The following is an 18,473-nucleotide window of genomic DNA, read 5'->3' on the forward strand; positions in this document are numbered from 1 at the left end:
GTCTCTAGTTTTTTTGTAACTTTAACCGCCCAAATGGGATTCAAGACTAGGGAGGGCGGACATTTTTTTGTATCCATCGGGAGGTTTCCGGTGGTTTAACTTAACTAAAGAAAGGACTGAATATGGAGCAGGATAACACTCTATTGACACCAGGAGAGGAGAAGGAGGTAGCTACACCAGCTGAGGTGGAGCAAACACAGGAGCAGACACCAGAGATGGTGGAGGATACTGAGCGGACGGAAACGCCAGCAGTAGATACCTCTAAGTTTTCGACAAGGGAGCTACTGGACTATCTATCAGAGATGGTGAATAGGGAGGAACTTCCTGAGCTCCAAGATATGAAGCGCCTCAAGAGGATGATTAATCATCAGGAGCCTGTAGCTACAGATGAGGCGGAGCTTGATGAGACCGAAGAGAATGGCGAGGAGAAGAGTGAGGAGGGAGATGATATGATGATCTTATTCATCAATCTTCGTTCTCGTTACCATGAGCTTCAGGCCAAAAAGGATGAGGAAGAGAAAGCTGAGCGGGAGGATAACTATAAGCGTAAGTTGGAGCTTATCTCTAGGCTTGAAGCTAATCTAGAGTCCACGGATGATTTCTTCAAGGTGCGCAATGAGTTTGAGAACATCCGCAATGAGTGGAAAAATATAGGTCGTGTGCCAGAGAATCTTCGTAGCGAACTGCTCTCTAAGTACTCTACGCTACTAGAGAAGCACTACGAGATTAATAAGCTGAATAAGGAAGCTCAGGAATATGACTTCAAGCACAATAGGACGGAGAAGGAGAGCTTTATAGAGAAGGCTAGGGCTCTGGCTGATGAACCAGATGTTGTAAAGGCATTTAAGGAGCTTCAGACGCTTCATGATATGTGGAAGGAGACAGGTCCGGTGGCACCTGAATTCAGAGATAGTATGTGGAAGGACTTCAAGGATGCTTCTACAGTAATCAATAAGCGCCATGACGACTACTTCAAGGAGCTTCGTGAGAAGGAGGAGCAGAATTATACCCACAAGATGGAGATAATAGAGAAGCTCGAAAATATGCTCGTGACTCTGCCAACTAGCCGAGCTGCTTGGCACGATTATGAGGATAAGATGGAGGCTATTCGCAAGGAGTGGAAGGGCGCAGGACGTGTGCCAAAGGGGAAGCTCAATGAGGTGAATATGCGTTTCCGTGTAGCGGTGGATGAGTTCTATCTACAACGCCGTACATTCTTGCGTGAACTGAGCGAGGAGATTACGCCTAAGCTTGAGCGTATGCGTGAAATCGTAGCTGAGGCTGAGGAACTAAAGGATAGCACTGAGTGGCAGAGTACTTCGGATAAGCTAAAGGACCTGCAGAAAGAGTGGACTACTATCTCCAAGCTAGGCACTCGTGTAGGTGAGGCTCAGAAGCTATGGAGGCGTTTCCGTAAGGCATGTGATGTTTTCTTCGAGCAAAAGAAGGCAAATTACACTCCTCCACGCCGTGCAAGCCGTGAGGAGAACTTAGTTCGTAAGCAGGAGATTGCCGATAAGATTGAGGCCCTAGAGGAGCAGAGACTTGAGGATCCTTCGGCTGAGTTAGCTGCAATAGAGGCTGAGTGGGCTTCTGTAGGACCAGTGCCAGACGATCAGAAGGGTGATGTCTTGAATAGGTATTATGGCGCTCTTCGTCGCCTCAAGGGTGAGGAGGACAATAGACGTCGCACTCCTCGCCGTCGCGATGATAGGAGGGGTAATAACCGTAGAGGTGGTAATGAGCCTAGGAGAGACTTTAAGGCACGTTCGGTGGACTTCAAGAAGGAGCTTGGTGGGCTTTCTCATGAGGAACTGAGTGAAGAAGTTATGAATATCGACCGCAATGTGACGCACCTAGAGGAGGAGCGCCTACAGTATGAGAATAACATAGGCTTCTTCAATGCTTCACCAGATAATCCTATGGTGATGCAGATACAAAGGAAGATAGATGATCTTACTGCTAAGATTGAGAAGCTCCAAGCTCGTAAGCTGGAGGTTGTAGAGGCTGGTAAGAAGTCTTCTGCCCCTGCAAAGGATTCTGGTACTGAGGAATAATACGATATAGATTATATGCCGGTGTGATGCCACACTTCCCATACGGTGAAGCGTGGCATTGCTGGTATTTAGTATGAAGGTACACTACTTTAATCCTGGCTATGAGGTGACGGTGGAGCAGGGCAATAGTTACTATACCCCACCGCGTATGGTACGACGTTTGCGAAAAGACTTGCAAACGCTTCCGCTATATTATGCCCAACCTCATGAGGGGGTCTACTTGTCGTCACCAATACCTGAGGAGCTGATGTGTGAACGGTTTATCGTTGATCATGATTGTATATCTGAGGTATTGCCATGGGGATGGGCACCGGAGTTGAAGGGGCTATTTCCTTATTTTGAGTTGCCTTACAGTCTGGAGGAGATGAGGCTCTATAGCAGCCGAACTCTTGGGATTGAGCTATGGCATGCGGTATATAGGCAGGCGCTTAGTCTATTTCGTTTTGCACCCCCTCGTGAGGTGACTCAGGAGGAAAGTGTGGAGCAGGGGAAGTGGGTGCTTAAGGAAGACTTTAGTAGTTCGGGGAGGGGAATAGAGTTTGTTACCCCTGAGCAAGACCCCAATGCTATCATCGCACGTCGTCTGGGTAAGCAGCCAGGAAAGCGTTTGTTTATTGAGCCTTTCTATGAGATTGCTGAGGAGCGGGGCTATGAGTTTTGGAGGACAAAGGTGGGAGAGATAATTTATCTCGGCTGTCATCGAGCGATGACTGAGGGCGGACGCTATAAGGGAAGTTACCTAGGTCTTCCAACCACAGGAGATGAGGCGTATATTGATGCTCTAGTGGCAGGACTAAGAGAGTTGCCTCTGGGGGATTACACAGGTGTGATAGGGGTAGATAGCGCTTTGTATTGTGATGGTGCGAAAGAGCGGTTTGTCCCTTGTCTTGAAGTGAATGTACGTCCTACTATGGGGTATGTGGCTCTTTGTATTCAGCGTGATTGGCTATCGAAAGGGCGTCGCGGGCGTTTCATGATTCTTTCTAAAGGGGATGCTCTTCTTCAGTCTCTAACTTCCCTCAAGCCCCTTTATCTCTCCGATAAGAATGCTGGACATACTCCTGGACTCTATCCCCTTACTCCTATTTTGGAGGATACCTATTTTGTTGCTTGTCTCCAGGTATTATAGGGGAAAAGAGAAAGGGAGCTCTAGTCCGGTTCGAACTAAAGCCCCCTTTGCTCAGATATTTTTGGAACTTCTCTTAGAAGCGGAAGCTAAGAGTTGCCACAACCTTATGCTTATTGGTTGTTAGGTCTCCACCCTTTACCGCCATGTGTACATCTTTGCGTACCTCTTTTCCATTCGTATCATCCACAAGCATTCCGGTAGCGCTACTTCCACTATAGGGGTAGACTTTCTCTGACCTTTTGCCATAGACATAAGCGACATCAAGGGTGGTACTCCTGCCTAGGTTGATGCCTACTCCTGCAGAGATGGTTTGATAACTACGAGGCAATACAAAGTCGGTAATATACCCTGATGGTACATAGCTATAATACAGACCTTCAGATGGCTCGTTACGTAGCTGCTCTGCCTTCATAGGATTGCCAGTGAAGCTATAGCCTGCACGTACAGATAGCATACTGATTGGGCGAATCTCTACACCTACATGGTGGCTATGCTCTATCCCGAAGTCTTCGCGAATAAATGCTGACTCTGAGAGCTCGTTCCCATTATTAGGGAGATAGAGTTTAGAGCCTCCAAGGTTGCGCAACTGATAATCGTAAGTTATGAACCCAAACCTGCCGAAGAAGGCAAGTGCACTTATAGAGAGTCTTCCTGGGAGTAGTGCACGATAACTGCTCTCCTGTTCTGAGATAGTCTTTGTGACGTTCTCGTTACCTTGGAAAGCGGCATTGTTGCCACTAGCTTTCGCCCAATACACTTCGTTGTACTGAGCCAGCTGAGGAAGTAAGTAGGAGATGCCGATACGCCCAAAGTCTCCTATGGCTACAAGTGCACCCAGATTAAGACCCACTGAGTTGCCTGAGGTGGATAGCCCTGTGGTATATTCAAGGTTGCTCTTATATACCTGGTTATTGTATGAGTCATGGAAATCTTCGATGTATGTCGCAACCCTTGATGATGAGAAATTCTGCATCTTGAGTGTAGCTCCGAAATAGTACCTATCGGAGAGTCCCATACCTAGGTTTAGGTCATAGTTATTCCTACTGCCCGATTCATTTACTGATAGTTTGGAAGCTGCCGGTGTAAAGAGGTGATACACGCCATCCTCTGGCTTGTGTCCTATTGCTGATGCACTAAACTGTGTGCGGTAGCGACGTGCTTTTTTAAGAGCAGTATTCTTATTGTCGGTAAATGCCTCAATCCAGCGAGCATCCCTAGCTATATCTATAATCGGGGTAATGAACTCGGTATCCCATGGGGCTTCGATACGACTAGCTTCAAAAGCGATATGGTCTGTAAGTCCGTACGCAGGTGCCGAATTAATCATTCTATAGTTGCGACGATAGTCATAGTCTCTATTGTAGGTGAACCCCCAATTGACATTCCATGCTAACCCAGCACTCCTCTTCAGCAAGGGAGAAGAGATACTGAAGTTATTGATCGTGCCAATAGCCCACTTATCACTAGTCGTGAAGCTATTGCCCTCATTTGTCCAAATTGAATTGGCTTTGCCTTGACCAGCCTCGAATGAAAAGGACATAATAGGACTCGTATAGAGACCAATGCCCGCAGGATTTATTGAAATTGCTGACGCATCGGCTCCGAATGCCCCGATAGCGCCACTCAGCGCTTGAGCACGTGCTGTGCCTGATAGCTCCTTTTGGGCATTGCGATAGGCATCGGAAGGAGCCTGAGCTTTTGCGCCTAATCCCACTACGGTGGTCAGCGCAATAGCTACTCCAAACACTATATATCTATTCATCATTATTGTAGTCTTAGAAATTATCTAGTACGACCAGAAGAACCCGTACTACGTGTATTACTACTACCGCTTGAAGAGCTTCCTGAGCCTGTGCTACGACTTGGGCTGCTATAGCTGCCACTAGAGCGTGTATTGGAGTTATTACCCCAACTGCTTCCGTGGTTGTAAGTTCGACTAGGCGTGCTCTGGTTTCGGTTCCAACTCTCCGAAGTACTTCGCGAACGATTTACGCTACCTCTTCTATTCGTCCCGTAGTTATAGGAACTACTACTACCGCGATCATAATATCCTCCTGCACGGGTGTTGCTATTTACACGGCTTTCAACGCCTGTGCCGAGTGCGCGACCATACTCGCTATTTGCCATAGAACGGTCGTAGTAACCGCCACTACTCCTACCGTAGGTATTGTAATTGCGTCTCTCGTAACGATCACTGTATCTGCCATCATAGAAGCCATCCCAGTAACTATTATAGCCGTAGTAGCCCCCATAATAACCTCCATAATAGCCACCGTAATAACCACCGTAATAACCTCCATAGCGCCAAGGTCTGCTGTAGCCCCAGCCATAGTAATAACGAGGGCTATACCAAGGATCATACCAATGATCATACCATGAATAGTCGTACCAAGGATAGTTCCATGAAGACCATGGACTATACCAGCCACTATAGTAGTAAGGGTTATGCCAACTATTGTAGTAAGGGTAGTAACTCCCAAAATAGCCTCCGTAGTTGATAGAAATATTTACGCCATTATCCCAATCCCTACCGTAGTAGGTATTGCTCCATGGATCATAATAGTCGTAGCCATCAAGTACATATACACGGTCTACGTTTCGTAAAACCATTACATCGGAGTTGTCGCTAAACCTTCGCAACCTTTGGCTGTAAGCACCACCCCTTGGTGCGCGCTTAGAACTAGTGCTGCCGTCTATCTCGTCTAGGTTTTGCTCCATCTCCTCGATGGTTACCTTCATGTCCCGTCTGTTGTACCAGTCGGTCATCTTATCCTGGTAGTCCTGCTCAGCTTTTCGCTGCTCAGCTTCTTGCGCTGCACGTTTCTCTGCCAAGCGCTTTTCTGCTGCTTTTCTTTCCTGCACCGCTTTAGCCCTCATCTCACGAGCCTTCGATGGGGTGATGTAGCCATCATCCTGAGCTGCAGCATTGGGCACCAGTGGTGATGCAGTTAAAAAGAGACCTAATAGTCCTCCCACTATCCAATCAAACCTCTTCATATCTATTAATCTTTTGTATTAAACAAATATTGTCATTACTTCTCTTGTCTGTAGTGCAATATACCATATAAATGGCTAATCGTTCTACATATCCGTCACTTTTATGTTCCGTTAAGAGTCTTTCCTATACATTGGATAGGCACTTGGGCTAAAAGTTTAACCAAATTGCTCTTCTACTTACTTGTCTTTGTGGGTATGAGGAATAGTAGGACGTCTATCCTCCTCTGTTTCTGGAAGCAATAGATTGAGTAGTACAGCAATAAGTGCAGAAAGACCAATACCTGAAAGAGTAAAGCTTCCCACCTGTAGTACCGCGCCACCGATGCCTGTTGTTAGGGTTACAGAGATGATAACGATATTGCGTGAACTTGTGAGGTTTACTTTGCTATTGAGTAGATTATTGATACCTGCTCCTGCGATAGTGCCGAAGAGAAGCAACATTATACCGCCCAATATCGCAGGGTCGATGCTCTTGAGAAGTGCACTTACCTTGCCTACGAGTGAAAAGAGAATAGCGGAGATAGCTGTAATCCTGAGTACACGAGGCATGGTCACTCTGGTCAGAGACATTGCCCCAGTTACCTCTGAGTAGGTAGTTACAGGAGGTGCTCCAAGGAATGAGGCTGTAAGACAAGCTAGACCATCACCGAGGAGTGTGCGGTGTAGTCCAGGATCCTTTACGTAGTTCTTACCAGCAATTGTCCCCACTACATACACGTCGCCAATGTGCTCGATGACAGGTGCAATAGCTACGGGTATCATGAATAAAATAGGTTCCCAGCTAAAGGTCTTAGGTAAGGTTAGAGCTGGAAGAGCGAACCACTTAGCCTCTGCGACTTGAGTAAAGTCGACATCAAAGAAGAGTACATCTGTGAGGTAACCTACGATAATGCCGCAAAAGATAGGAATAAGCTTCATCAGACCCTTGGCGTAGAGCGTGACTACAATAGCTGTGATGAGGGATACAATCGCCAGTACCCAGTTCTCCTTCGCCATGTTGACGCCAGCTCCAGAGAGCGAGAGCCCAATCAGCATAATTACTGGACCAATCACAACAGGAGGGAAGAGGCGGTTGATAAATGCTGTCCCCAAGAGTTTTACAAGTAGGGACATTAATAGGAAGACAATGGCAACTCCTACGATGCCGAGTAGAGCGCCGTTGATGCCATATAGTTCCGACGCTGCTATCAATGGGGCGATGAAAGCAAAGCTACTACCTAGATAGATAGGGACTTTCCCTTTCGTAGCGAGGTGAAATATTAGGGTGCCAATTCCCGCAGAGAATAGAGCTGATGCAGGGTCAAGACCTACTAGAAGGGGCACCAATACGGTGGCGCCAAATGCTACAAATAGATACTGGACACCCACCACTATTTGTCGAGCGGGATTTAGGTTCTCAATTGTATTTGCCATGTCTGAATACTATAGAATTATTTTCTGTAAATCTGACTGCAAAAATACATAAACTTACCCGGCTTACCAACCCTTTTAGGAGTAACTTCTACTCGGAGAGCAGCTCTTTGAGTCGGCTATACAACACAGCAGTAGGCAATCCCATCACATTATGGTACGAGCCTCGTATCTCAGTTACTCCTATCAGTCCTATCCAATCTTGTATACCATAGGCACCAGCTTTGTCGAGGACTTCGTATTGCGAGACATAGTAGGCTATCTCATCGGGATGTAGATTGGCAAAACGAATATCACTTGCCACGCTCTCTTGGCTTAGCTTATCATGAGTCATGATACAGAACCCCGTGATTACTCTGTGCCATTGTCCTGAAAGCTGATCAAGGTATCTCTGCGCCTCCTCTTTGTCCTTTGGCTTTCCTAATACTTTATGGTCAAGAATTACAATAGTGTCAGCCGTAATCAATACTTCGTTGGAAGCCAGAGTAGGGCGGAGGTACTCCGCTTTACGCCGAGCAAGTAATAGCGGAACCTCTTCCGCCTTTGTCGCAGCATCGTACTCCTCTGTAGCACCACCTGGTCGGCACTCATAGGGAATGCCTAATTGGGTCAAAAGCTCTACTCGCCTAGGCGATTGCGACCCCAATACTACATGTCTGTCTCCCAATAGTTGTACCAATGGGTGTCGGCTATCTATCTTTTCCATAATTTACCAACCGAAAGCGTGTTCGTCACACATCCATAGTCCTTTCATTCTCAGTATAGTCTCGAGTACCGCTCTAGCTACACCATGTCCGCCTTTCACGGGTAAGATATGTTGGGCTATAGCCTTAACCTCATGGGCAGCATCTTTAGGTGCTACCGAAAAACCACAGTACTTCATTACCGGGATGTCTGGGATATCATCACCGACAAAGAGACAAACCTCAGGTTTTAGCCCAGTCTTCTTGAGGAAGTCTTCTAGGGCTTCTATTTTTAGGCTTGCCCCCATATAGATATGTTCTACACCTAGGCTTGCATAGCGTTTGGGTATACTATCTGAATAACCTCCCGATATGATACCGATGGTTATCCCCCTCTTTATTGCCTCACGGATACCATAACCATCACGTACGTTGACTGTACGTGCAGGATGCCCCATAGGGTCGAGGGCGGTCGTTACTTTCGAAAGTACGCCGTCTACATCAAATAGTACGGCTTTGATATGACTAAGGTCAATTGGGAAACTGCTCATGGATTATGGAGTGAGTGATGACTTCGTATATCTTGCGCACATCTCCTTGGAGTAGTGATAGATGGCGCTCTATTGTCTTATAGTCCTTACGGACTGCTGGTCCCGTTTGTACAATGTGGGGCTCTGCCTCTTTTGCCTTGCCTAGAGTCTCCTCTACAAGTGGGGCAAGTACGTTGAAGTCTAGTCCAATTCCCTTCATTAACTTATCGGCTTGTGCATAAAGGTGGTTCACAAAGTTACATGCGAAGACGGATGCTAGGTGTAAACGTACCCGCTGTTCGCTTGTGAGAGGATAGACTTCTTTGCTCCCCAGAGCGTCAGTTATATCATGTATAATTTCAAGGACGATATTGTCCGATGCTTCGGAGAATATAGGGATATCAGAGATATTCAGTGGACGGTTGGGCGAAAAGGTTTGCATAGGATAAAGTACTCCTCGGTGCAGTATCGGTGCTAATGCATCTATCGCTGTGCCTCCAGAAGTGTGGAGTACCACTGCAGGGTAGTCTGTGGGAAAAGCCTTTGCTACTTCTGGAATGGCATCATCCTTAATGGAAATCAGAACAAAGTCCACCTCCGAGGTCACAAGTTCGGGGAGCGTCAACGCCTTGCAGCCAAGCAGCATTGCGAGTATATCGGCATGACCTAGAGTAGGGCTATACACCCCCACACAATCCATACCTCCTGCTACCATGGCTGGCGTTAAGTGACTTGCAACCCTGCCACTTCCAATGATACCAAACTTCTTACTCCTCTCGCTCCTCATATTGCTCTACGTAGGTACGCTCCCATTCAAGTTCACGGTCTCGAGGTTTAAGCATATCCGCCTCTGCTACCTCGCCAATGCCAAGGATACAAAGTACTTTGAATCGCTCAGGGAGCCCCAACCTCTCTCTCACGTACGCTTCTGCCGTAGTCCCTGTAGGTGCAAGAGTATCTTCCACGTGGCACCAGCAAGAGCCAAGGTCATGATCCGTAACCGCAAGTTGCATAAAAGAAGCCGCTATAGCACAGTCCGAGTATGGGCGTGCGCTCTTTTCGCTATCGCTACAAACTACTATGGCAAGTACAGCCTCAGCAACGAAGGCTCCGCCATGCTTCTTACATGCACTTAGCTCTTGTAGCATCGCCTTATCTTCCACTACTATGAAGCGAGTACTTCTGCTGTTTTTAGAAGTCGGAGCTCTTAGTCCTGCCTCTAGGATATCTTGGAGTACTTCGGGCTTAATCCTCTCATCCGTATACTGGCGAACGCTTCGCCTCTTTCTCGTCAAAAAAGTTGTATGTGAAAACATCAGTTATTTACTAAGTTAAGTATTACTCTATCAGCGTAGTCAAGTCCTTTCTCCGATAGGGCGAATCTATCACCTTGGCGTTGTAACAGTCCATCTGCTACACACTGTTCAACCGCCGCTTGAGGAATTCTGAACCCTCGTGCATTCATTTCCGAAAGGTCTATTCCCTCTTTGGTGCGGAGTCGTGTAAGGAAGTACTCCTCGTAAGCCATCTCAGGCGAAATCCATTCGTACGTACGTACCAAGAAACCTGCATTATGGAGCAGCTGACTATTATATTCTTCTAGTGATGGGGCATTCCAAGAGCGCCAAGGGTGCCTATAGCTGTGTGCTGCGGGACCTAATCCTATGTAGGGTGTACCTTTCCAGTAGCTTGTATTGTGCCTTGAGCGATAGCCTGGTCGAGCATAGTTCGATACCTCATACTGCTCATAACCAGCATTTTTTAGGGTTGCCCTAACCTCATGAGCCATCTGTAGTGATAGCTCCTCAGACAGTTCCCTAATCTCCCCTTTAGCTCTTATATTATATAGGGGTGTACCTTGCTCGTAAATAAGATCGTATGCCGATATATGTTCAGGGTTGAGTTCCAAGATACAGTCTAGGTCTCTCTTTAGTCCCCCGAGGTCTTCGCCAGGTATGCTATAGATGAGGTCGAGTGATAGGTTCGTAATCCCCTCACTACGAAGATAGCCCCATAGTTCTCTTGTCTCCTCCACCGAGTGTCTCCTTCCTAATCTCTGGAGTAGCTCTGGCTGGAATGTCTGCGCCCCAATACTCATCCTATTCACCCCGTAATGTACTAGCTGCGCTACCTCCATCTGAGAAACATCACCAGGATTACACTCCATGGTTACCTCCGCATTGGGGGCTACATCATATACCTCTCTCAGAGTATCAAGGATTGCCCCTATCTCTTTGTGAAATAGCAAAGAAGGTGTTCCGCCACCAAAGTAGATAGTGTCCACTACCATATCCTCAAGTTCGTAAGCCCGCTTTCGAGCCTCCACTTGAACCGCTTCCACAAATCGAGCCATTTGGTTCCCCCCGCTCACTACAGAGTAGAAGTCGCAGTACAAACATTTCTTTTGGCAAAATGGGATATGTACGTAGATACCTGCCATGCTATTAGATATGCCCCTTGATTTCCTCAAGTGTTACTAGCTTATTCATAATCGCATAGATGGTCAGACCGGCAGGGCTATGGATATTGAGCTTCCTTGCAATATTTCTACGGTGTGTGATGATGGTGTGGGTAGAGAGGAAGAGGGCATCAGCAATCTCCTTATTCGTAAGTCCCTTCACCACGGCTATTACCACCTCCTGCTCTCTTGGGGTCAAAAGCATCTCGGAGTCATCATTACTCTCTACTTCTAGTACCTCTTCTAGAATATTAACCACCTCGTTTTCTCCATCGGTAGCTAGTATTTTCCCATTGAAGTACTTTGTCATATCCGCCTCCACGAGGGTTGTACAGTAGGTGATTATCCGTACCATTTGTCCGCCCAATATCTCCCTAAAAGTCGGAACCATAGGGTCGGATAGCACTGTAGGCGAAACAATTAGTATGTCGGGTGCTAGTTCTCTTGTCGTCTCCACCAAGGTGTAAGGATCCTTGAGGCGCTCTATGTGAAGCCCAATGGTGTTCTGTCGCTCCAAAAGATGCTCTAGATGGCATGCACTCCCTTCGTCCCCCAGAGCCAATACAGCAGAGTAATACTTTTTATTAGCCATCAGCGTACCTCCCGTTCTAGTTCTTTCACGATCTTTACGAAGATGAAGTCCTCCACATCATTATGATTGTGTAGTTCATCACTACAGGTAAATAGGTCGTGGAGTATGTTATTTACCTTGTAGTCCGTTGCCATGGGGTAGTACTTGATAAATATATTTTTGAGCTCCAGCATCTTTAGCTCTACTTGGTCGTGCTTCTGCTCGAAAGTACTGATGCCGTATTCCGGATCCTTTGCCCCCTCCATTAGGGCTTGTGCATAAGGGAAGACCACTTCATTCTCATACTTCATGTGCTGGTACACCTCCTTCTCATACTCGTCAAAGTACTTATTGATGACAAACTGAATATCTTGTGGTGCTTCGCTAATGGCCTCCATCATATTGCGTTTGATTTCTGGCAGGCGATAGTCAAGGAAGTAGCTATGGCTATTCCGTAGGAACCGAATGATTAGAGGTAGAGAGAGCTTCTTGTGTAGCTCTTGTTGCCCAGTCCCTTCGCCAAAGAGCAAGAAGTGGACGATAAATAGAAAGGTGTCCACATCTACATCATATTCCTCACACATCTCTTTTATCGTCTTCTCTCCCATGCCAAGGGGAATATCGAATCGATAAATAAGGAGGAGTATCTTGTAATGGTCGCTAACCAAGTCCGCCATCTTGGTGTGTGGCGTATAGTGTTTGCTTCTAGTTGTCATCATCCCTATTAATAATAGCTTCCCACCTTATTGCCATTAGCATCGAAGCCTACAATGAAGCAGTCTTTGTATTTCTTCCTCAGCTCCTTCTGTAGTCGCTTTGCCTCTCGTATATCGGTGGTATTGTAAAAAGTATACTTATATATATTTCCCTCCTTATAGTTTCGCACCACATCCGAATAGCTACCGAAATGGCTCCGCTTCAGTTTGCGCTTATCAGCCATTACTTGTATCCGGTAGTAAATGTCGCCCTCGGTTGCCTTTGCAGTGTCCACTGTCGTTTCTTCTTGCTGTTCTATTGTAGTAGGAGTATCTGTATTCTTGCTTGTACGTCCAGAGAGTTTCTCTTCGTACGCCACTACAGCTTTCGCAATGTTCTGCGCCAGCTCTTGGCTTCCCTCCTTAGAACGCATATAGTTTTCGTTAGCTCTATTGCTGATAAAGCCAAGCTCTACTAGCACACTAGGCATGGCCACCTCACGTAGCACCAAAAAACCAGCCTGCTTTACCCCTCTATTTAGTAGCCCCGAACGCACCAACCCATTCTGCACTACCTTAGCCAAGGCAATGCTCTGTTCTAGGTGCTTATTCTGCATGAAGTTGAAGATGATATAGCTCTCACTTATATTGGGGTCGAAGTCTTGGTAGGTGACCGAGTGGTCTTTCTCATAGAGAATGGCGGAGTTTTCTTTCATCGCCACATCCAGATTGTCCTGAGTGCGGTGGAGACCGAGTACAAACGTCTCGGCACCATGGGGTGAGCCCGTCCGGTGCGAGTTAGCGTGGATGCTCACGAAGAGATCTGCCTTCTTTTGGTTCGCGAAATTAGCTCTCTGCTGAAGCCCAATAAAGGTGTCATTATCTCTCGTGTAGTATATTACTATATTAGGGTTCAGGGCTTTAATCTTGGCACCAGTCTTGAGTGCCACATCTAGCACAATATTTTTCTCTAGCGAACTGCGACCTTTGGCGCCACTATCCTTGCCCCCATGTCCAGGGTCAATTACTACTACAAACCTTCCCTTACGGTCTCGCGCCTCTGTAGTTGGAGCTACCAATATAAGCGCCAAAGCCAATAAAGCCCACCTAATAAATATACGTTGTTTCATCTACTGCTCTACCCTAAGAGTTTTACACCCTGCGAATTTACCTAATTTCTACCGACCAACCAAAGGATAGCTCCCTTTTAGGAAAAATTGTGGAGGTAGGCTTCGCAGCCCACCTCCACCATGAAACTTTTATTATTACACAAAGAAAAACACTCCCTCTCCCCTTATACTTGGGTGAGTGCTTGCTCCAAATCTGCAATAATGTCTTCTACATTCTCGAGCCCTACGGAGAGCCGTACGAGCCCTTGGGAAATGCCAGCTGCGGCACACTCCTCAGGCGTATATGGGCTGTGTGTCATGCTTGCGGGGTGCTGTATCAGGGTCTCGGTATCGCCGAGCGATACTGCTATAGCACACAGTTTACAAGCATTAATAAGCCTCTGCCCAGCAGGTTTTCCGCCCTTTACTTCGAAAGAAATCATACCACCAGGGAGCTTCATGTATTTGTCTGCAAGAGCTTTGTATTTGAAGCTATCAAGCCCTGGATAAGCAACATCAGCTACCTTCGGGTGATGCGCTAAGAATTCAGCTACCTTTTGGGCATTCTTTGAATGCCGATCCATACGAATGGAAAGCGTCTTCATTCCTCTTGAGATTAGGAAAGCCTCTAGTGGACCAAGGCAAGCACCTGTCAGGTCTTTTACGCCCACTAGGCGTACCTGAGTTATGTATTCTGCTGATCCTACCACAAAGCCTGCAATCACATCGCCATGACCATTGAGGTACTTTGTTGCAGAGTGTACTACTACATCTACTCCATACTCTAGAGGTCGGCATAAGTAAGGCGTACAATAGGTGTTGTCCGCTACCACAGTAATGCCCTCCTGCTCATGGGCAATAGTTGCTATTGTTTCCATATCAACCATTTCCATAGTAGGATTGGCAGGGCTTTCGAAGTAGACGACCTTGGTGTTGGGGCGAATCGCCTTGCGTACCTCCTCAGGATCGGTCATGTCTACAAATGAGACCTCGATGCCATACCGCCTAAGCCCATGACTGAAGTAAGCGTATGTGCAACCATATAGGGTCTTGTGTGCTATCATGTGGTCGCCCTGCTGGAGGAGTACCCAGAGAGCAGAAGTAATGGCACCGATGCCAGAAGCACATGAGATAGCAGCTTCTGCTCCCTCAAGAAGTGCCAATTTCTCTTCCACCTGAGTGCAGGTAGGATTGCCCAAGCGACTATAAATATAACCAGGCTCTTCAAGGGCAAAACGTGCACCACCCTGCTCTGCGCTGTCAAATACATAGGTTGAGGTCTGGTAGATAGGTGTAGCAAGTGTACCAAAAGGATTCTTCCCTCCAGCTCCGTGTATCGCCCTAGTGTCAAAACCATAAGCAGGCTTTTGATTGTCTTTGTTCATGCGTTAAATAAATTATAGGTTATGGTTTGTATTATCTCCCACAAATATACGCTTTATTTTGATATAAACAAGAGCTAGATGGTATATTCAAGACGTCTCTTTACATTTTGATAGAATAACCTTTGTATAGTCCCCAATGACTATACACGTATAGAGAATGTTGCACGAAAGTAACATTCAGACCGTTATGCTCGCAATCGGCTGAGACTGGCTTTAGTGTAACAGTCTTCTCTTAGGAAAGCCTATGTCTGATTGGAAATATGCCAACTACTTTTACTTCTCCACATTCACCTTTTCCGAATAGGAGGGTGCTTTTTGTCAGTCGTAATATCTTAAAGTTTTCCCATAGCTGGAAAACAAACTTTCCAGCCGTGGAAACATAACTTTCCACCCTATGGAAAGCAACCTTTCCATGGTGGGTAAATTAATTTGTTACATTAATGGGAACCCTTTAATCGTCCAATTACCTTATGGTATAAGAATAGTTTTAGAGACCTATCTAATGGTTCAAGCAATTCCTCCTCAGTATATTATGGTTATGGTTGTCTGAGGAGTGTTTATTGTGGTTGTCTGTGCTCTTTATTTTTGGTATCTTGCAGTGTGGATAAGCGGTATAATATTCATTATAATCAATGGTGTTATTATGGAACAAGGAAAGAGTAGACTACTGGCTACAGTAGTGCTAGGAATGGCGTTGGTAGTAGCAGCTTGGGTGGGTGCTAATGCGCTTCTGCATCGTAATGATCGCCCCAAGATAGTGACGGTAAAAGGAGGTGCAGAGCGAGACTTCGTTAGTGACCTTGTAGTATGGAAGGTGATGATTGTGAGCCATTCGGCTACACCTCTCGAGGGGCTTCATGATGTAGAACGGCAGCAAGGGGTACTACGCTCTTTCTTAGAAGAGAAAGGGGTAAAGGCTGAAGAATTGGCTTTCGGTCCTATCTCTTATGCCGAAGATGTTACTGGCTACTTCGATAGCAAGCAAGATAGATACGTGGAGCTTAAGAATGGTTATAACGTGTCGCAGATTGTTACGGTGACAAGTAACCGTGTGGATGATGTAGACCGGGTAGCTCGCTCTGTAGGTGAACTGATAGCACAGGATGTGACTGTCAAGTCGGACGACCCGCAATATTACTACACCAAGTTGGCGGACTTGAAGCTGGAGATGGTAGCGGCTGCAGCTGAAGATGCTATGAGCCGTGCCACTCAGATTGCTGAGGTGAGTGGGGCGAAGTTGGGGGCACTCAGACGGTCTAACCTTGGTGTATTTCAGATAGTAGGTAGGCACACTCAGGAGGATTATTCTTGGGGTGGCAACTTCAATACTTCAAGCAAAGAGAAAACAGTAACGATCACCGTAACTTCGGAGTTTCTACTCAAGTAAGCAATAAGAAGCGCCCACAATGGATCTATTTCAAGCAGATTACGATAGGATAAAGGAGCTGAGAACGCTCTTGGTGCAGTACGAGCATGAGTACTATGTACTTAATGCACCGACTGTCAGCGACCAAGAGTTCGATAACCTGATGAAGGAGCTAGAAGAGCTAGAGGCACAGTATCCCGACCAGATTACTCCCGACTCGCCTACCCAAAGGGTGGGTAGTGAATTGGTGGATAAGGGAGCTACTGGGGGTACGTACAAACATAGGTACCCTATGCTTTCGTTAGCCAATAGCTACTCGTGGGAAGAAACACTGGACTTTTATCGTAGGGTGAGGGAACTGGTGGGGCAGGAAACCGATCTAGTGGCGGAACTTAAGTTTGATGGGACTTCGATATCTGTCATCTATGAGTATGGTAGACTTACGAGGGCATTGACCCGAGGGGATGGGTCACTGGGAGAAGATGTGACTGAAGCTATCTGGGCGATACCTATTGTTCCTAAGCGCTTGATGGGAAGCGATCTCCCAGAATACATAGAGTTGAGAGGGGAAATTTTATTGCCATGGGCTGAGTTTGAGCGCCTCAATGCGGAGCGAGAGGCGGAGGATTTGCCACTCTTTGCCAACCCTAGGAATGCAGTGGCGGGCACTATTAAGACCAAGGAGGGTGTGAGTGGAGTGGTGGCTTACCGTAAGCCTACTGCGTACTTTTATTACCTCCTCAGTGATGATGAGGATTGGTTGCCAGGGCTTCATCATGAGCGGTTGGAGCTTATGCGAAAGATGGGTTTGCCTGTGGATGCGCATACTAAGGTATGTGGTACGCTAGAAGCACTTAAAGAGTATTTGGACTACTGGGATATCCATCGGCATGAACTGCCAATAGCCACTGATGGCGTGGTGGTAAAGGTAGATGAGTATGCACTGCATGACGTGCTGGGTACTACAGCGAAGTCTCCTAGGTGGGCGATGGCATATAAGTTTTCCGCAGAGTCGGCAGTAACACGCCTGGAGAGTGTGAGCTATCAAGTGGCACGTACTGGCGTGATGACGCCTGTGGCCAATCTTGAGCCAGTACAGCTTTCGGGGACTACGGTGTCGAGAGCATCGTTGCATAATGCTGATATCATCGCAGAGCTCGACCTCCACATTGGCGACCTAGTAATGGTAGAGAAGGGTGGAGAGATTATCCCCAAGATTACAGGTGTGCGTTACGACCTGAGAGATGGGCAGACAAAGGAGCGAGTGGTGATGCCTACGCACTGCCCTGACTGTGGTACGCCCCTTGAACGGACGGAGGGGATGGCGAGTACTTATTGCCCTAATGAATGGGGGTGCCCTGCGCAAGTGGAGGGTAAGATAGAGCATTTCTGTAGCCGTAAGGCAATGGATATCAATATTGGACCTAAGACCATTGAACTGCTTACCAAGTATCTTGGAGTAAGTAGTATTGCCGACCTATATGATCTTCGTGAAGAAGATCTATTAAGGTTACCTACTTTCAAGGATCAAAAGGCAAGTAATCTGGTGCGAAGTATAAAGGCTTCGGTGCAGGTGCCTTTCGACCGAGTGCTCTTCGGGCTTGGCATAAAACTTGTGGGCAGTACGGTTGCGGCACAGTTGGCAGATTCTTTTAGGTCACTCGAAGCATTACGGATGGCAAAGCGAGAAGATTTGCTGCGCGTAGAAGGGCTAGGCCCTATGATAGCAGATAGTATCCTCTCGTACTTTGCCGAAGAGCGGAATCAGGAGATTCTGAAGCGCTTAGAGCAGGCTGGGCTACAAATTGAAATGGCGGTAGGGTCTGCACAGAAGGGTAATAGTCTGGAGGGCATGAGTATCGTGGTAAGTGGTGTATTTTCTATTAGCCGTGATGAACTAAAGACCCTGATAGAGCAACATGGTGGAAAGAATGTGGGGAGTATTAGCGGTAAGACTTCTCTGGTGGTAGCAGGGGAAAATATGGGACCGAGTAAGCGAGAGAAAGCTGAGCAACTCGGGATAGAGGTAGTGAGCGAAGAGGAGTTTTTCGCTCGTTATCCTGAACTAAGAAAGGAAGAATAA

At 46.9% G+C, this 18,473-nt stretch carries 16 protein-coding genes; 4 read left to right on the forward strand and 12 right to left on the reverse strand.

Going from position 1 to position 18,473, the window contains the following annotated elements:
• Positions 1 to 122 precede the first annotated feature (122 nt).
• Positions 123 to 2,057, forward strand: coding sequence for a DUF349 domain-containing protein (locus tag A3GG_RS0108845; protein WP_018358933.1), 1,935 nt, complete (start codon positions 123 to 125; stop codon positions 2,055 to 2,057).
• A 73-nt stretch (positions 2,058 to 2,130) separates the two neighbouring features.
• Entirely contained in the window at positions 2,131 to 3,186 is a 1,056-nt protein-coding gene (locus tag A3GG_RS0108850; protein ID WP_018358934.1) for a hypothetical protein, read from the forward strand.
• A gap of 73 nt (positions 3,187 to 3,259) precedes the next feature.
• On the opposite strand, the gene A3GG_RS0108855 is transcribed toward A3GG_RS0108850, so the two are convergent.
• From A3GG_RS0108855 to megL, 12 genes are all read right to left on the reverse strand, one after another.
• A complete protein-coding gene (locus A3GG_RS0108855) occupies positions 3,260 to 4,951 on the reverse strand; it encodes a hypothetical protein (protein ID WP_018358935.1) in 1,692 nt (563 codons plus the stop codon).
• Positions 4,952 to 4,968: 17 nt separating this feature from the next.
• Positions 4,969 to 6,183, reverse strand: coding sequence for a cell envelope integrity protein TolA (locus A3GG_RS0108860; protein WP_018358936.1), 1,215 nt, complete (start codon positions 6,181 to 6,183; stop codon positions 4,969 to 4,971).
• A gap of 177 nt (positions 6,184 to 6,360) precedes the next feature.
• A complete protein-coding gene (locus A3GG_RS0108865) occupies positions 6,361 to 7,596 on the reverse strand; it encodes a uracil-xanthine permease family protein (RefSeq protein ID WP_018358937.1) in 1,236 nt (411 codons plus the stop codon).
• A gap of 88 nt (positions 7,597 to 7,684) precedes the next feature.
• On the reverse strand, positions 7,685 to 8,299 hold the full coding sequence (locus tag A3GG_RS0108870; protein ID WP_018358938.1) for a Maf family nucleotide pyrophosphatase: 615 nt from the start codon (positions 8,297 to 8,299) through the stop codon (positions 7,685 to 7,687).
• Positions 8,300 to 8,302: 3 nt separating this feature from the next.
• Positions 8,303 to 8,827: a KdsC family phosphatase gene (locus A3GG_RS0108875; RefSeq protein ID WP_018358939.1), complete on the reverse strand. Its 525-nt coding sequence runs from the start codon at positions 8,825 to 8,827 to the stop codon at positions 8,303 to 8,305.
• The gene (locus A3GG_RS0108880; protein WP_018358940.1) at positions 8,808 to 9,593 is read right to left on the reverse strand and encodes a Rossmann-like and DUF2520 domain-containing protein; all 786 of its coding nucleotides are present in this window, start codon (positions 9,591 to 9,593) and stop codon (positions 8,808 to 8,810) included. The genes A3GG_RS0108875 and A3GG_RS0108880 overlap by 20 nt, the downstream gene beginning before the upstream one ends.
• Complete coding sequence (locus A3GG_RS0108885; RefSeq protein WP_248637671.1) at positions 9,574 to 10,101, reverse strand: nitroreductase family protein; 528 nt, start codon at positions 10,099 to 10,101, stop codon at positions 9,574 to 9,576. Before A3GG_RS0108885 ends, A3GG_RS0108880 begins: the two co-directional genes overlap by 20 nt.
• 20 nt (positions 10,102 to 10,121) lie before the next feature.
• The gene (gene hemW / locus A3GG_RS0108890) at positions 10,122 to 11,246 is read right to left on the reverse strand and encodes a radical SAM family heme chaperone HemW (protein WP_018358942.1); all 1,125 of its coding nucleotides are present in this window, start codon (positions 11,244 to 11,246) and stop codon (positions 10,122 to 10,124) included.
• A gap of 4 nt (positions 11,247 to 11,250) precedes the next feature.
• Positions 11,251 to 11,856 (reverse strand): response regulator transcription factor, encoded by a 606-nt coding sequence (locus tag A3GG_RS0108895; protein ID WP_018358943.1) that lies wholly within the window; start codon positions 11,854 to 11,856, stop codon positions 11,251 to 11,253.
• Positions 11,856 to 12,554 (reverse strand): hemerythrin domain-containing protein, encoded by a 699-nt coding sequence (locus A3GG_RS0108900; protein ID WP_018358944.1) that lies wholly within the window; start codon positions 12,552 to 12,554, stop codon positions 11,856 to 11,858. Before A3GG_RS0108900 ends, A3GG_RS0108895 begins: the two co-directional genes overlap by 1 nt.
• A 5-nt stretch (positions 12,555 to 12,559) precedes the next feature.
• Positions 12,560 to 13,660: an N-acetylmuramoyl-L-alanine amidase family protein gene (locus A3GG_RS0108905; RefSeq protein ID WP_018358945.1), complete on the reverse strand. Its 1,101-nt coding sequence runs from the start codon at positions 13,658 to 13,660 to the stop codon at positions 12,560 to 12,562.
• A 164-nt stretch (positions 13,661 to 13,824) separates the two neighbouring features.
• The gene (gene megL, locus A3GG_RS0108910) at positions 13,825 to 15,024 is read right to left on the reverse strand and encodes a methionine gamma-lyase (protein WP_018358946.1); all 1,200 of its coding nucleotides are present in this window, start codon (positions 15,022 to 15,024) and stop codon (positions 13,825 to 13,827) included.
• Between the two features lie 643 nt (positions 15,025 to 15,667).
• Between megL and A3GG_RS0108915 the strand changes: the two genes are divergently transcribed.
• Together A3GG_RS0108915 and ligA are read left to right on the forward strand one after the other, a co-directional pair.
• Positions 15,668 to 16,411, forward strand: coding sequence for an SIMPL domain-containing protein (locus A3GG_RS0108915; RefSeq protein WP_018358947.1), 744 nt, complete (start codon positions 15,668 to 15,670; stop codon positions 16,409 to 16,411).
• 19 nt (positions 16,412 to 16,430) lie between these two features.
• Positions 16,431 to 18,473: an NAD-dependent DNA ligase LigA gene (gene ligA, locus A3GG_RS0108920; protein ID WP_018358948.1), complete on the forward strand. Its 2,043-nt coding sequence runs from the start codon at positions 16,431 to 16,433 to the stop codon at positions 18,471 to 18,473.

It is taken from the genome of Porphyromonas levii DSM 23370, assembly GCF_000379925.1.
Lineage (GTDB): Bacteria > Bacteroidota > Bacteroidia > Bacteroidales > Porphyromonadaceae > Porphyromonas_A > Porphyromonas_A levii.

Coding starts and splice junctions, on each gene's coding strand:
- hemW (WP_018358942.1), bottom strand. CDS start 11,246: ATGGCAGGTATCTACGTACATATCCCATTTTGCCAAAAGAAATGTTTG.
- A3GG_RS0108880 (WP_018358940.1), bottom strand. CDS start 9,593: ATGAGGAGCGAGAGGAGTAAGAAGTTTGGTATCATTGGAAGTGGCAGG.
- A3GG_RS0108895 (WP_018358943.1), bottom strand. CDS start 11,856: ATGGCTAATAAAAAGTATTACTCTGCTGTATTGGCTCTGGGGGACGAA.
- A3GG_RS0108875 (WP_018358939.1), bottom strand. CDS start 8,827: ATGAGCAGTTTCCCAATTGACCTTAGTCATATCAAAGCCGTACTATTT.
- ligA (WP_018358948.1), top strand. CDS start 16,431: ATGGATCTATTTCAAGCAGATTACGATAGGATAAAGGAGCTGAGAACG.
- A3GG_RS0108905 (WP_018358945.1), bottom strand. CDS start 13,660: ATGAAACAACGTATATTTATTAGGTGGGCTTTATTGGCTTTGGCGCTT.
- A3GG_RS0108850 (WP_018358934.1), top strand. CDS start 2,131: ATGAAGGTACACTACTTTAATCCTGGCTATGAGGTGACGGTGGAGCAG.
- megL (WP_018358946.1), bottom strand. CDS start 15,024: ATGAACAAAGACAATCAAAAGCCTGCTTATGGTTTTGACACTAGGGCG.
- A3GG_RS0108845 (WP_018358933.1), top strand. CDS start 123: ATGGAGCAGGATAACACTCTATTGACACCAGGAGAGGAGAAGGAGGTA.
- A3GG_RS0108900 (WP_018358944.1), bottom strand. CDS start 12,554: ATGATGACAACTAGAAGCAAACACTATACGCCACACACCAAGATGGCG.
- A3GG_RS0108870 (WP_018358938.1), bottom strand. CDS start 8,299: ATGGAAAAGATAGATAGCCGACACCCATTGGTACAACTATTGGGAGAC.
- A3GG_RS0108865 (WP_018358937.1), bottom strand. CDS start 7,596: ATGGCAAATACAATTGAGAACCTAAATCCCGCTCGACAAATAGTGGTG.
- A3GG_RS0108915 (WP_018358947.1), top strand. CDS start 15,668: ATGGAACAAGGAAAGAGTAGACTACTGGCTACAGTAGTGCTAGGAATG.
- A3GG_RS0108855 (WP_018358935.1), bottom strand. CDS start 4,951: ATGATGAATAGATATATAGTGTTTGGAGTAGCTATTGCGCTGACCACC.
- A3GG_RS0108860 (WP_018358936.1), bottom strand. CDS start 6,183: ATGAAGAGGTTTGATTGGATAGTGGGAGGACTATTAGGTCTCTTTTTA.